Source organism: Cellulophaga sp. L1A9 (assembly GCF_009797025.1).
Lineage (GTDB): Bacteria > Bacteroidota > Bacteroidia > Flavobacteriales > Flavobacteriaceae > Cellulophaga.
Map to the genome: position 1 here is coordinate 2,831,864 of NZ_CP047027.1, position 14,668 is coordinate 2,846,531.

The window sequence follows — 14,668 nt, forward strand, 5'->3', positions numbered from 1 at the left end:
AAAATATTATATTTTCGTTCTTGATGCGCGTAATAAGAATATTAGCTTTTCCAATTTCATTGATATATGCTTTCGTAATATATCTTCGGAATTTTTTATTTGATACAGGGTTTTTTAAATCCAAAGAATACAATACGCCGACGATTTGTGTGGGAAACCTAAGTGTTGGTGGGACTGGAAAAACGCCTATGATAGAGTTTTTGTTGCATATGTTTAAGGCGGAATATAATGTAGCTGTATTGAGTAGGGGATATGGAAGAAAATCTAAAGGGTATCAAATAGCAACCACCACTACCACTGTAGAGGTTTTAGGAGATGAGCCTTTTCAAATTGCACAAAAATTTCCTGAAGTAACTGTTGTGGTAGATGCTGATCGTCAAAACGGGATTGCAACACTTGAAAAAAGTACTGGTCCAGATTTAATTTTATTAGATGATGCCTTTCAACATAGAAAAGTGAAACCAACCTTTTCGTTGTTGCTAACGGCTTATGATAATCGCTATACTAACGATTGGTATTTGCCAACGGGTAATCTTCGCGATAGTAAAAAGGAAGCGAAAAGAGCTGGTTTAATTATCGTAACGAAATGTCCTAAAGAGCTAGGGGCAGAACAACAGCAAAAAATCATTAGTGAGATAAAACCAACGAACAATCAGCAAGTATTGTTTAGCTATTTGCATTATAAAGATGCGCTGAGTGGTTTAGATGAAAGTTTGAGTGTTGCAGACCTAAAAGATAAGAACGTAACGCTCGTTACGGGTATAGCTAATCCTAAGCCTTTGGTGTTGTTTTTAAAGGAGAAGGGAATCGTCGTTGAGCATTTGAATTTTCGTGATCACCATTTTTTCTCGGATGCTGAAATAGCGAGTTTTAATAAGAAAGAGTTTATACTAACTACAGAGAAAGATTATGTGAGGCTCAACGGTAAGCTTAACAATTTATATTATATTTCTATTGAGCATCAGTTTTTAAATAATGGTGCAGCTACATTAAAAGAAGCCATTACGGCTATAGTTAGGCAAGGGGTTTAGGATTAAAGATATTCTCACCAATTTTTTGATAAAATACTTCTGGTTTAAATGGTTTTGTGACCACTTCATTACAACCCGCAGCAAAAAAACTTTCTAAACTATCGTCCAGTGAAATAGCGGTTAATGCTATTATTGGCGTGTGCCTGTTAAACTTGCGAATCAGGATGGTAGCCTCTTCTCCGCTTATTCCGGGCATATGAATATCCATTAATATAGCATCATATTTTGTCTGTGATACCATTTCTACGGCGTCTGTACCGTTGCTCGCAATATCGCAAGTCATTCCTTTTTTGATCAACATTTTCTTGGTAATGACTTGGTTTATTTTGTTGTCTTCCACGATTAGTAAATGTAAACCTTCAAAGTTATAGTCTTGAGGAGCTACTTCTTGTGGCATGTCTTCACTCGTGCTAATTTTGCTTTTCATTTCTAATTCAAAGAAAAATGAACTTCCTTTTCCTAATTCACTCTTTAAATCAATTTTACTATTGAATAAGCCAAGTAAACTTTTTACAATTGTTAAGCCAAGACCAGTACCTCCATACTCTCTGTTTATTTGTATAGACCCTTGTTCAAAGCTTTCAAAAATATTTGTAATTTGATCTTCAGAGATGCCTATTCCGTTATCTTTCACTTCAAAATAAATGGTAACATCATCATCTACTTTTTGCACTAGTTTAGTAATAACGGTTACGGTTCCTTTCTTTGTAAATTTTAATCCGTTTCCAACAAGATTAATTAAAATTTGAGAAAGTTTCATAGAATCACTCAAAAGTATTTTTGGAATACTTTCATCGTATTCAAGTGAAATTTTAGTTTCATTTTCTTTTGCACTCTGTTGTAGAGAGCTAATAACTTCTGAAAGCACTTTCTTAAGACTGAATTCTGTATTTACAGGTTCCAATTTATCGGCATCTATCTTATTTAATTGTAAGATGTCATTGATAAAACTAAGTAAATAGTCTCCTGAGAATTTAAGAGCTTTTAAGTGTTCTTTCTGACTTTCGCTAGGATTCTCTTCAAGAAGTAAGTGGGTAAGGCCTGTTACGGCGTAAAGTGGTGTTCTAAGTTCGTGACTTACCGTAGATAAGAAATTAGTTTTAGCTTCCATGGCTTTAACAGCCGCATCGCGGGAAGCTTCCAATTCATTATTCTTGGTTTGTAATAAGTCGTTTGTTTTTACTTTAATTTGATTGTTTCTATATAATGAAACCGCCAATAGCGAAATTATAGTTAAAAACGCTGAAGTTAAAATAGCTGTTATTTCTGTTCTACTACTGGAGGCCTTTAACTGCTCGTTTTCTTTGGTAAGATTAGCAATGGTATTTTTTTGCGTTTCAAAATAAATATTATCTGCCTTTTTGGCTTCAGTTTTTATTTTGGTTTCGTTGTAAATAGAATCCTTTATCTGTACAAGACTTTTGCTGAAAACCAAAGCTTTTTCGTATTGTCCTAAATTTTCATTGGTGAGTGCCAGATAGCGATTGAACTCTAAGATTTCATTAAAAAAATTATTCTTCTCTGCAATAGCTAATCCTTGAAGAGCATATTGAAGGCCTTTTTCAGGTTCGTTATTTTTTGACTTTAATAAAGCGAGTCCTAAAAATGCGCGGGAAGCAATATAATCCTTCTCGTTGGTATCATTATTTACGATCAGGGAGTTGAAGTTTTTTTCAGCTTCGCTATATTTTGGTAATTCTAAATAGATAAACCCTTTTGCTAATAAAATGTGTAATGTTAAATTTCTAACATTCGTCATTTTATCGGCTTTGTCTAATTCATGGTTTGCAAGATAATATTTCTGCTCTTTCATTAAATGTAGAGCATCTATATATCTGTGAGTAGCACTACCGTAAGGGTATTCGGAATCTTTCAATAACACATCAGCCCTTTGCCAAAGCTGAATGGATTGATCGGTTTTATCTAATTTTAAATAAAGCAAAGACAATTCATGATAACAATCAATGATTGTTTTTAAGTCTTCTAATTTTTCGGCTTTTTTTAAGGCTTTGTAGATTGATTCTAGGGATAAGTCTAGTTTGTCCTGATTTTTATAGGTTCTAGCTAATGTAAAATAATCCTCTACTTGTTTGTAAGTAGCAGTAGAATCTTGAGAAAATGTGGTCTGCCAGAATAATAGCGCAAACACGAACAACATTCTAAAGTTGAGGCTTATATGTAGGGTTTTTATCTTCAAATGTATGATTTGTCTTGCATCAATTTAATTAAATCTATTAACCTGCTGCTATATCCTGTTTCATTATCATACCAGCCGATAATTTTCACCATTTTACCAAGCACTGATGTCATTAGTGAATCAAACGTACAGGAATAACAACTATTGTTTACGTCAATAGAAACTATTGGATCTTCGGTATAATACAATATATTTTTTAAGGAATTTTCAGAAACTTCCCTAAATGTATTATTTATTTCTTCGATACTCGTTTCTTTTTTTACATTAAATGTTATATCTGTCAGTGATCCATTAGCAACGGGAACACGGATACCACAACCTCCTATAAGTCCGTCTAGCTCCGGAAATATCTTAGTCAGTGCCTTTGCGGCTCCTGTTGTGGTGGGAACAATAGACTGTCCTGCAGCACGAGCCCTCCTTAAATCCCTATGCGGTTGATCGTGTAAACTTTGATCTGTCGTGTAGGAATGAATAGTTGTAATATAAGCTTGTTCTACACCACACAAGTCATTAATTACTTTTATCATCGGAGCCGCGTTATTTGTTGTACAGGATGCATTAGAAATAATTTGATCCTCAGCGGTCAGTAAATGATCATTAACTCCTAAAACAATCATTTTAATGCTATCATCGTCTGGTGGCACCGATAGGATAACCTTTTTTGCTCCGTTTTTTAGGTGCATCTTGAGCTGTTCCTTTGATTTAAATTTTCCTGTAGCCTCTACAACAATATCTACTTGATGCTTGCTCCAATCTATATGTTCGGGTAAAGCGTGGTTTAGGATCTGTATGGTATTGCCATTAGCTACAGTAATGGTATTTTCAGTATGACTTAATTTATAAGGAAACACACCATGAATACTATCGTATTTTAATAGATGTGCTAAAGTTTCTGTATTTGCTAAGTCATTTATGGCTACAACATTTAAATTAGGATGCGCTTGAAGCAATCTAAAGAATGTTCTGCCAATTCTACCAAAACCATTGATGCCTATGTTAATTTGTTTCATAACGACAATACTGGATCTATGTTATTTTACAGTCTCTAAAAAAGTGTAAAATGAGAGTAGATCGGATAAAATAAATTAGTGGATATGCTTATGCGCTTTATATGAAGATCTAACTAGAGCACCACTTTCTACATGTCTAAAGCCCATTTTTAATCCTATTTCTTCGTATTTTTTGAATTGATCTGGAGTGATAAATTCTTTCACGGGTAAATGTTTTTTGCTAGGCTGTAAATATTGTCCAATAGTGATGACATCTACATTTACGTCTCTTAAATCTTGCATGGTCTGTATTACCTCTTCTTCAAGTTCTCCTAACCCAAGCATGATACCAGATTTTGTTCTGTTAATGCCATTTGCACGTAAGTAACGAAGTACTTCAAGACTACGTTCGTATTTAGCTTGTATTCTAACCTCTCTAGTTAACCTTTTTACCGTTTCCATATTGTGTGAAACCACTTCTGGTTGAACAGCAATAATACGGTCTAAATGTGTTTCTATGCCTTGAAAATCCGGTATTAGGGTTTCAAGTGTAGTTTTAGGATTCATTCTGCGAATAGCTTTCACTGTTTCTGCCCAGATAATTGATCCCATATCTTTAATATCATCGCGATCTACAGAGGTGATAACAGCATGTTTGATTTCCATTATCTTAATAGAACGTGCCACTTTTTCGGGTTCTTCCCAATCTACATCTTCAGGTCTTCCTGTTTTTACGCCACAAAAGCCGCATGAGCGAGTACAAACATTACCTAAAATCATGAAAGTAGCAGTCCCTTCTCCCCAGCATTCCCCCATATTTGGGCAACTACCGGATGTGCAAATAGTGTGTAAGTTGTACTTGTCTACTAATCCTCGAAGTTGTGTGTATTTTTTTCCTGTAGGTAGTTTTACGCGTAACCATTTAGGTTTTCCTTGTGGTGGTAAAACACTTTTTACTGCGCTATCGCTCATCGTCAATTTTTATGCAAATATACAAACAATTTTAGGTTCTTTTTGTATTTGAAAATGCTGATGTAAGGGAAGTTTTAGGCGCCTATAGATTTATAGCTCTTAAGATTTAGCTCCTTTAATTGCAGTTGCTAAAAGTTTTTTTGCTCTTAGAAGTTTAACTTTTACATTGTTGATAGGCTCGTTGAGTAAAATAGCAATATCTGCGTAACTAAGCTCATTAAAATACCTCAAGTTTATTACCTTCTGGTAATGAGGTTTCAAACTTTTAATATGCTCTAAAAGAGTTGCTAAATTTTGCTGATTAATTAACTGATCTTCAGCAGACGGACTATCGTCCAATACTTTTTTAATAGCATCGGCACTACTATCTGTTTTTTCTAAAATATTACGCTTACTTTTTCTGATAAGGTCTACGTGAATATTTTTTGAAATAGCGATCAACCAAGTTTTAAATTGATAGCTTTCGTCGTAGGTGTTTATTTTATCAAATGCTTTAGAAAATGTCTGAATGGTAATGTCTTCAGCATCATTTTCGTTTTTAGTACGTTGTAGTTGAAAGCTATAGACATCATTCCAAAAGGAATCTAACAATAAACTAAAAGCGATCTGATTTCCTGCTTTAGCCTTTGCTATGGATTCTTGTAACGTGTCTTTGGTTTTGTCCAAATTAGCTTGTTAATGAACTGCAGTGGTGTTTTACTTAAGTTCTGAAGAAGTATCTTTTTTACAATCTTGTTCATTAGGCAGTTTGCCACAGAAACCACAAGCTTCTCCTTCTTTGTTTAAAAATGGACTCTGACTAGCACAGGTTCCAGCAAATTCTCCATCTTTTTTTGACCATATTTTAATGGCAATACCTGCAAATGCAAGTGCTAACAATCCTATGGTTAATAAAACTAACTTCATGATAAAATATTTGTACAAAGGTACAAATATTTTATCTTTTGAATGTTTTAATGGAAAAAAATCAAAATTCCTTAAAAGGCAATATTGGCTACGATATTATCCACTGTTGGTGTCTCGTTTCCGCCTTCTTGTTCTATAGTGATGTATCCTACTGCATCCTCTGAATATGGGATGGCTAATAAATTATCTTTAGCTCCAGCTTCTCTAATAACACCTAGATTTAACATTTTCCCATTAACTTCAGCCCACATCTGTAAACATTGACCAGGCTCTAAATGAGGAAGGTTTTGTACATTGATATAAGATAATTTTTTCACAGGATTTACATAGGCAACAGCTTTTAAATCTTTTGCTTTCTTGTTCCCTTTAAGTTTGTATTGTTTTGTATCTGGATTGTTAAGTACAATGAATTGATTTCTTACATCTTCTAATCGTTCTTTCATATCAGCCTCTAAAAGCTTAATCTGATTCGTAACCATTGAATTTTCTTCCTGTAAGTTTAAATTCTGGTTGTAAAAGAAATAAGAAGCAGCAGCAAATAATAAAGCAACAACACTTGCCGCAACGGCATAACTCATAAACTTGCGTTTTGTGGAGTTTTGTGCTTTAATTCTGCTTAAAATTTGCTCTTTTAATCCTTCAGGTGTTTTTACCGCATAGGACTTAGCAAATTCTTCTAAATTGTCTTGTAATTCGTTATACGTTTTTCTAACCTCAGGATACATGGCAATATAGCGCTCCACTTGAAGCTTTTCTAAATCTGTTGTAGTCCCCAATAAATACTTCTCAAGAAGATCAGTATCTAAAAATAGTTTAATTTTTTCTTTCATAGTCTTATGCTATTAAGGTTAATAAAAATAGCAGCATTGCTGGCTCAATATAAATTTTTCGCAACTCGCGAAGTCCAATTTTTAATCGAGATTTAATAGTTCCAAGCGGAATTTCCAATTCATCACTAGCTTCTTGTTGTGTCATTCCTTCAAAAAACAAAGCTTCAAGAACAATTTTATATTTAGAATCTATTTTTAAAAGATTCTCTCGCATGTCTATGAAATCGGGATTTATACCTTCAATACCTACCTTATATACGTCAGAAACATCTAATTGGATTTCTTTGTCCGTTTTAGTTTTACTACTTCTTAATTTATCTATAGCGGTATTTCTTGTAATTCTAAATAACCAGGTGAAAAGTTTTGCTTTTGTAGGATCATAGCTATCTGCTTTCTTCCAGATCTTAACAAAACTTTCCTGTAAAACATCTTGTGCAAGCATTTCATCTTTTACAACCTTATAAGCTACGCCATACAAAGTATCGCTATAATTCTCATAAAGTAGAGAAATGGCTTTTTCATTGCGTTCATGCAGTAATTCAACAATATGGTTTTCGAGTAGTGCGCTCATGAAAAGGTTAAGGTTTAAAAAAATACAGTTTAAAAAAATCTAAATTCAGTTTTACAACGTAATTAGTATGTAACGAAAAATTTTAAAATTGATTGTTACACTTTAAATTTTGAATAATAGAATAAGTTTGCGACTGGTTATCGTAAGCTTAATTTTTGGTTAGTTTGGTTTGGTATAACCCTGATATTTATTATCAGGGTTATTTTTTTTAAACAATATTAACTTCTGGCAAGATACGAATATTGAATTTTGCATAAACCGTATCTATAATTTTGTGCGCCAAATCTACTATTTCTTTTCCAGTTGCTGCACCGTAATTAACTAAAACTAAAGCTTGATTTTTGTGAACACCAGCATCACCGTATCTTTTTCCTTTAAATCCACTTTGCTCTATAAGCCATCCTGCGGGTATTTTGTAGTTTTCTTCTGACAGCTTGTAGAATGGGGCTTCCGGGTGCTTCTCAGAAAAACGAAGAAAATCAGCTTTATTTATAATTGGGTTTTTAAAAAAACTTCCGCTATTTCCTAATTCTGCTGGATCTGGTAGTTTACTTTTTCTGATTGCAATAACGGCATTTGATATGTCTTTTATCGTAGGGTTTGTGATTCCTATTTTAATTAATTCTTGATCTATAGCGCCGTACGCGGTATGAAGCGTGTGATTTTTTTTTGTTAATTTTAAATTTACGGAGGTGATTATAAACTTTCCTTTACCCTCATTCTTAAAGTACGATTCTCTATACCCAAAATGACAGTCTTCTTTGCTAAAGCTTTTGAGTGTTTGAGAAGTTATCTCCATGGCTTCACAAGATTCAAACGTATCTTTTAATTCAATCCCATAGGCCCCAATATTCTGGATAGGAGATGTTCCTGTATTCCCTGGAATCAAAGACATATTCTCTAGGCCCCCAAAATTGTGATCTAAGGTCCAAAGCACTAATTGATGCCAGTTTTCACCTGCCATCACATTAATAATTACTTCTGTTTCAGATTCTGAAATAATTTGAATACCTTTTAGATTTAAATGCAATACTAGCGCGTCAACATCCTTAGTTAACAACATATTGCTGCCTCCGCTAATCACAAATTTTTCTGGATAATCTTTAAGCTTTAATACTGACTCTAATTCTTCAATGCTGTTGATTTCACAAAAGAAACGCGCCGTGACATCAATGCCAAAAGTGTTGTAGGGTAGTAAAGATATATTTTTTTTAATTTTCATTTAGGCTGTATTCTTTTAATGCTTGTTCTAAAATATGTACTGCTCTTTTAAGAACATCTTTCTCTAACACATAAGCAATTCTAATCTGATTTTTTCCTAAACCTTCTGTAGCATAAAAACCTGCAGCAGGGGCAACCATTACCGTTTCGTTATTAAGATTAAAATGTTCTAACATCCATTGTGCAAAAGTATCAGAATCTTTAATAGGAAGCTCAACGATACAATAAAAAGCTCCTTGAGGAGAAATCACTTTAATGCCTGTTATCTTGTTTAAGCCTTGTATAAGCGTATTTCTACGTAAAACATATTCGGCTATTACTTCGTCAAAGTATTCTTGAGGAGTATCCAATGCCGCTTCACTCGCAATTTGCGCATAAGAAGGAGGAGAGAGTCGGGCTTGCATAAACTTAAGAATTGTGTTTCTTAATGCTTGGTTTTTTGTAATAACACAACCTATACGGGCTCCGCACATACTATACCTTTTAGATACAGAATCTATAACAATACAATTTTCATCAATATTTTTCTCTTTCAACGCAGAATAATGCTCCTTTCCGTCGTACACAAATTCGCGGTACACTTCATCTACTATAAAAAATAGGTCATGCTTTTTTACAAGATGTGCTAATTGTTCTACTTCTTCTTTACTATATAAGTACCCAGTAGGGTTGTTAGGATTGCAAATTAAAATTGCTTTTGTCTTGGCTGTAATTGCTTTCTCAAAATCAGATATATTAGGAAGTGCAAATCCAGTTTCTATTTTAGAAACAATAGGCACTACGTTTACACCAAATGCAATAGAAAAACTATTGTAATTCGCATAGAAGGGTTCAGGAACAATAATTTCATCATCAGTATCTGCAATACTTCCTATAACGAAAGATAACGCTTCAGAAGCTCCGGTGGTAACTAAAATATCATCAGCAGTGATTTCAATACCATGTTTCAAATAATAAGAAGCAAGTTTAGTTCTGTAAATGTCGCTTCCTTCAGTTTTGCTGTAACTTAAAGTAGTTATCGTATTATTTTTTACGGCATCTAAGGCAACCTTTGGAGTCTTAATATCTGGCTGGCCTATATTAAGGTGAATCACATTAACACCTCTTTTCTTAGCGGCTTCTGCAAACGGAACCAATTTACGGATTGGAGACTCTGGCATGGATAGGCCCTTGGTGGAGATATTAGGCATCAGTGTATTTTTTTTGCAAAAATGGGAAATCAATAGGTACAAAGCAATAGAATAATTTTAATTTACAAAGCATCAGATTATTGTTAATATATTATGTTGTAGTTGATTAAAATCGTAAATTATAGCTTAATATTTATCAAATCAATAAAATTGAGTCCATTTTTTAAGTGTTTTCTGATTTTTGGCATGTGTCTTCCGTTTTTTTGCTTTTCGCAAAAATTTGAGTTGGAAGAAGGGAAGCATGTTCAAAAATTAAAATTTCAATTGATTAATAATGTTGTTATTATCCCCATAGAAGTAAATGGTAGTTCGCTCTCTTTTATTTTAGACTCAGGAGTTAGTACGCCAATTCTTTTTAATTTATCGGGGCAAGATTCTATACAAATTAATGATGTTACGGAGGTTGAAATAAAAGGGCTAGGAGCAGCGCAATCTATTTTGGCATTAAGTTCTAAAGGAAATGTATTTACTATAAAAAATATAAAAAATGCCCAACAAAACCTTTTTGTTGTCTTAGATAAGGATATAAATTTCTCTACCACTTTCGGTATTCCTATACATGGTATTATTGGCTATGATTTGTTTAGAGATTTTGTAGTAGATATTAATTATGCCAAGAAAATTATAAAATTCTACGATCCAAAACAGTACCCTTCAAAAATTAGCAAACGACATCAAGTATTGCCTCTCGATATTAAAAATAAACGCGGGTATTTAAAATGTGATGTATTTTTTAATGATACGATTCAGGCACCTGTGAGGTTGTTGGTTGATACTGGGAGTTCTGATGCTATTTGGCTTTTTGAAGATCGTGAAAAAGGAATTGATGTTCCTCTTTTAAATTATGACGATTTTTTAGGGAAAGGGCTAAATGGGAATATTTTTGGCAAGAGAACTAAAGTTGATGGGTTCCGACTAGGAACAAGTGAATTACATGGTGCTAAAGTTGCTTTTCCAGAAATGGAAACATTTAATTCTATTAGTAATTTAGGAGATAGAAACGGCAGTATAGGAGGAGAGGTCCTAAAAAGATTTAATATCGTATTTAACTATCCAAAAGGAGAAATCATCTTAAAAGAAAATAGCTATTTTAAAAAGCCTTTTAAATACAATATGAGTGGTATAGCACTAATCCATGCAGGCATGCGGTATGTAGCAGACCAAATTACGGATGGAAAAGGGGTCGTGAAAAGTGGGGAGAAAGAAAATTCATTTGGCGATGTTCAGATATTATTTGAGGGAACAACTCGCTTAAGCTTAGTGCCAGAAATTATTATTTCTGCTATACGCATTGGTAGCCCAGCACATGAAGCAGGCTTGCAAGAAGGAGATCTGTTGTTGTCTGTAAATGGAAAAAGTGTTCATCGGTATAAGCTACAGGAGGTACTGGAGTTTTTGAATGAACGAGAAGGAAAGAAAATCAAATTAGTTATTGAACGTGCTAATCGCGATATGCAATTATCATTTGTCCTTAAAAAATTATTTAAATAAAAAAAGCCTAACACAATGTGTTAGGCTTAAATTTTTTAGAGGTAAATAAAACTATTGAACAACAGTCTCTTTAACTTCTCCTTTTATTTTTAATACAACGGTAGGTGTAGCTGCGTTTGAAATAACGGTAACCGCTTTTCTAATAGCTCCAACTCTGTTCGTGTCATATTTTACTTGAATTTCACCTGTTTTACCTGGTAAAATAGGATCTTTCGGTGTTTTTGGGATTGTACATCCACAGCTAGAACTTACTTTGCTAATTATTAATGGCGCATCTCCTGTGTTTGTAAATAAAAATACACGATTACCATCTGAACCTTTCTCAATAGTACCGTAATCTACAGTATCTGATTTAAATTCAATTTTTGCGGCTTTGTCTTGTGCGTTTAGGCTAATTCCTAATAGACCAATAAATAAAATTAGTACAATTTTTTTCATCATTTTTAGTTTTGGGTGAGATTCAAATGTAACTATTTTGATATGAACCTCAAAATTCTTTTGTTATCTGATAACGTTACTTATTTTTGTTTCGTATTTCAAGAAGTCTAAAAACTTATTTTTTTAACATTTGTAGTATTCTTCAAGAAGATACATATCATTTAAAACAAAAATTATACCAAAATATGGAAATAGCATCAAAATATGAATCTCAGAAAGTAGAAAAGCATTGGTATGAGTACTGGATGAGTAATGGTTATTTTCATTCTACACCAGATGAAAGAGAGCCATACACCATTGTAATACCTCCGCCAAACGTAACCGGAGTATTGCATATGGGGCATATGCTTAATAATACAATTCAAGATGTGTTGATCAGGAGAGCACGGTTAATGGGTAAAAATGCTTGCTGGGTGCCGGGTACCGACCATGCTTCTATTGCTACCGAAGCTAAAGTAGTCGCAAAATTAAAGGAACAAGGAATTGATAAAGCAGATTTAACCCGTGAAGAATTTTTAAAACACGCTTGGGATTGGACCGATGAATATGGAGGTGTTATATTAGAGCAACTTAAAAAACTAGGATGTTCTTGCGATTGGGACCGTACTAAATTTACTTTAGATGACAACATGTCCGCATCTGTGATAAAAGTTTTTGTTGATTTATTTGAAAAAGGGCTGATTTATCGTGGGTTTAGAATGGTAAACTGGGATCCGGAAGCACAAACAACACTTTCTGATGAAGAAGTAATTCATGAAGAAAAGCAAGGATTACTTTATTATTTAGAATATCAAATAGAAGGTTCTGATGAAAAAGTGACCATTGCTACGACGCGACCGGAAACAATTTTAGGAGATACTGCAATTTGTATAAATCCTAATGATGAACGCTATACACATCTAAAAAGGAAAAAGGCTATTGTACCATTAAGTGGTAGAGCCATTCCTATTATTGAAGATGACTATGTTGATATAGAATTTGGTACTGGATGTTTAAAAGTTACTCCTGCACATGATATTAATGATAAGGCACTAGGAGAGAAGCATAATTTAGAAGTAATAGATATTTTAAATGCTGATGCTAGCTTAAATCATCATGGATTACATTACGAGGGAAAAGATCGTTTTGTAGTGCGAAAAGAAATTTCAAAAGAATTAGAAGAAAAAGGCTTTTTAGTAAAAACGGAAACACATTTAAATAAAGTAGGGACTTCAGAAAGAACAAAAGCAGTAATAGAGCCAAGGTTATCAGATCAATGGTTTTTAAAGATGGAAGATCTTGCTGAACCTGCAATAAAAGCAGTTTTAGAAACAGGAGACGTTAAATTGTTTCCTAAAAAGTTTGAAAATACATACCGTCATTGGATGGAAAATATTCGGGATTGGAATATTTCTAGACAACTTTGGTGGGGACAACAAATACCTGCCTATTATTACGGAGAAGGTGCAGATGATTTTGTAGTTGCAGAAAGTAAAGAAGAAGCGCTTGAAAAAGCAATTGTAAAAACAGAAAATTCAGCTTTAAAAATTTCTGATTTAAAACAAGATGAAGATGCACTAGATACTTGGTTTTCTTCTTGGTTATGGCCAATCAGCGTTTTTAACGGAATTCTAGAGCCAGAGAATAAAGAGATAGAATATTACTACCCAACCAATGATTTAGTTACCGGTCCAGATATTTTATTCTTTTGGGTAGCACGTATGATTATTTCTGGTTACGAATATCGTGATAAGCCACCTTTTGAAAATGTTTACTTGACAGGTTTGGTGCGAGATAAACAAAGAAGAAAAATGTCTAAATCATTAGGGAATTCTCCTGATGCGTTAGGATTGATTGAGGAGTATGGTGCAGATGGTGTGCGTGTAGGTTTACTGTTAAGCGCAGCGGCAGGTAATGATTTGATGTTTGATGAATCTCTTTGTCAGCAAGGAAAAAACTTTGCAAACAAAATATGGAATGGCTTCCGTTTAGTGCAAGGTTGGGAAGTGGAAGATTTACCACAGCCAGAAGCTTCAAAATTAGGTTTGGAATGGTATAATGCCAAATTCAATCAAACACTATTAGAAATTGAAGATCACTTTAGCAAATATCGTATTTCAGATGCTTTAATGGCTATTTATAAATTAGTTTGGGACGATTATAGTTCTTGGTTGTTAGAAATAGTAAAACCGGCATACCAACAACCAATAGATAAAACTACGTTTGATGCAGTAGTCGCAATTTTTGAAAATAATTTAAAACTATTGCATCCATTCATGCCATTCTTAACGGAAGAAATATGGCAGCATATTGCAGAGAGAACGCCAGAAGAAGCTTTAGTAATTGCAAAATGGCCAGAAGCAACTGCTGTTGATGAAGCCTTGATATCAGGATTTGATTTTGCTGCTGAGGTTATTGCTGGGGTAAGAACCATCAGGAAGCAAAAGAATATCCCGATGAAAGAATATTTAGAACTTTCGGTTTTAAATGAAGGTGATATTGCAAAAGATTGGGATACTGTTATTACAAAATTGACAAATGTTTCTGAAATTTCTTATGTATCCGAAGCTGTAGATGGCGCTTTATCTTTTAGAGTAAAAAGTAATGAGTATTTTATTCCGATAAGCGGAGCTATTGATGTTGATGCAGAAATTAAAAAGATAGAAGAAGAATTAAAATATACAAAAGGCTTTTTAATGTCTGTAGAAAAGAAATTATCTAATGAGCGTTTTGTAAGTAATGCACCAGAGCAAGTAATTGCGATTGAGCGTAAAAAGCAAGCTGATGCAGAAGCTAAAATTGAAACGCTGCAAAAAAGTTTAGCAAGTTTAAAATAATTAATCAATAGAATAG

At 33.7% G+C, this 14,668-nt stretch carries 13 protein-coding genes; 3 read left to right on the forward strand and 10 right to left on the reverse strand.

Features of this window, described 5'->3' with window-relative positions; translation table 11 throughout:
* Positions 1 to 23: 23 nt before the first annotated feature.
* Positions 24 to 1,031, forward strand: a complete 1,008-nt coding sequence (lpxK, locus tag GQR94_RS12310; protein ID WP_158975786.1) for a tetraacyldisaccharide 4'-kinase — start codon at positions 24 to 26, stop codon at positions 1,029 to 1,031.
* On the opposite strand, the gene GQR94_RS12315 is transcribed toward lpxK, so the two are convergent.
* The 9 genes from GQR94_RS12315 to GQR94_RS12355 all read right to left on the reverse strand — a co-directional run bounded on the left by GQR94_RS12315 (position 1,015) and on the right by GQR94_RS12355 (position 9,907).
* On the reverse strand, positions 1,015 to 3,189 hold the full coding sequence (locus GQR94_RS12315; protein ID WP_158979594.1) for an ATP-binding protein: 2,175 nt from the start codon (positions 3,187 to 3,189) through the stop codon (positions 1,015 to 1,017). The genes lpxK and GQR94_RS12315 overlap by 17 nt on opposite strands.
* Positions 3,190 to 3,224: 35 nt before the next feature.
* On the reverse strand, positions 3,225 to 4,238 hold the full coding sequence (gap, locus tag GQR94_RS12320; protein WP_158975787.1) for a type I glyceraldehyde-3-phosphate dehydrogenase: 1,014 nt from the start codon (positions 4,236 to 4,238) through the stop codon (positions 3,225 to 3,227).
* A gap of 75 nt (positions 4,239 to 4,313) precedes the next feature.
* A complete protein-coding gene (gene lipA, locus GQR94_RS12325) occupies positions 4,314 to 5,189 on the reverse strand; it encodes a lipoyl synthase (protein ID WP_158975788.1) in 876 nt (291 codons plus the stop codon).
* A 99-nt stretch (positions 5,190 to 5,288) separates the two neighbouring features.
* The gene (locus GQR94_RS12330; protein WP_158975789.1) at positions 5,289 to 5,855 is read right to left on the reverse strand and encodes an RNA polymerase sigma factor; all 567 of its coding nucleotides are present in this window, start codon (positions 5,853 to 5,855) and stop codon (positions 5,289 to 5,291) included.
* 30 nt (positions 5,856 to 5,885) lie between these two features.
* A complete protein-coding gene (locus tag GQR94_RS12335) occupies positions 5,886 to 6,095 on the reverse strand; it encodes a membrane or secreted protein (RefSeq protein ID WP_158975790.1) in 210 nt (69 codons plus the stop codon).
* 71 nt (positions 6,096 to 6,166) lie between these two features.
* Entirely contained in the window at positions 6,167 to 6,925 is a 759-nt protein-coding gene (locus GQR94_RS12340; RefSeq protein ID WP_158975791.1) for an anti-sigma factor domain-containing protein, read from the reverse strand.
* A 4-nt stretch (positions 6,926 to 6,929) separates the two neighbouring features.
* Entirely contained in the window at positions 6,930 to 7,496 is a 567-nt protein-coding gene (locus GQR94_RS12345; protein WP_158975792.1) for an RNA polymerase sigma factor, read from the reverse strand.
* A gap of 208 nt (positions 7,497 to 7,704) precedes the next feature.
* Positions 7,705 to 8,718, reverse strand: coding sequence for a UDP-N-acetylmuramate dehydrogenase (murB, locus tag GQR94_RS12350; protein WP_158975793.1), 1,014 nt, complete (start codon positions 8,716 to 8,718; stop codon positions 7,705 to 7,707).
* Positions 8,708 to 9,907: a pyridoxal phosphate-dependent aminotransferase gene (locus GQR94_RS12355; protein ID WP_158975794.1), complete on the reverse strand. Its 1,200-nt coding sequence runs from the start codon at positions 9,905 to 9,907 to the stop codon at positions 8,708 to 8,710. Before GQR94_RS12355 ends, murB begins: the two co-directional genes overlap by 11 nt.
* A 264-nt stretch (positions 9,908 to 10,171) precedes the next feature.
* Between GQR94_RS12355 and GQR94_RS12360 the strand changes: the two genes are divergently transcribed.
* Positions 10,172 to 11,398: a PDZ domain-containing protein gene (locus GQR94_RS12360; RefSeq protein ID WP_233268295.1), complete on the forward strand. Its 1,227-nt coding sequence runs from the start codon at positions 10,172 to 10,174 to the stop codon at positions 11,396 to 11,398.
* Positions 11,399 to 11,449: 51 nt separating this feature from the next.
* On the opposite strand, the gene GQR94_RS12365 is transcribed toward GQR94_RS12360, so the two are convergent.
* The gene (locus tag GQR94_RS12365) at positions 11,450 to 11,839 is read right to left on the reverse strand and encodes a DUF1573 domain-containing protein (protein ID WP_013551079.1); all 390 of its coding nucleotides are present in this window, start codon (positions 11,837 to 11,839) and stop codon (positions 11,450 to 11,452) included.
* A 182-nt stretch (positions 11,840 to 12,021) separates the two neighbouring features.
* Here GQR94_RS12365 and GQR94_RS12370 point away from each other — a divergent pair, with 182 nt between their 5' ends.
* Entirely contained in the window at positions 12,022 to 14,652 is a 2,631-nt protein-coding gene (locus tag GQR94_RS12370) for a valine--tRNA ligase (RefSeq protein WP_158975795.1), read from the forward strand.
* Positions 14,653 to 14,668: the final 16 nt, after the last annotated feature.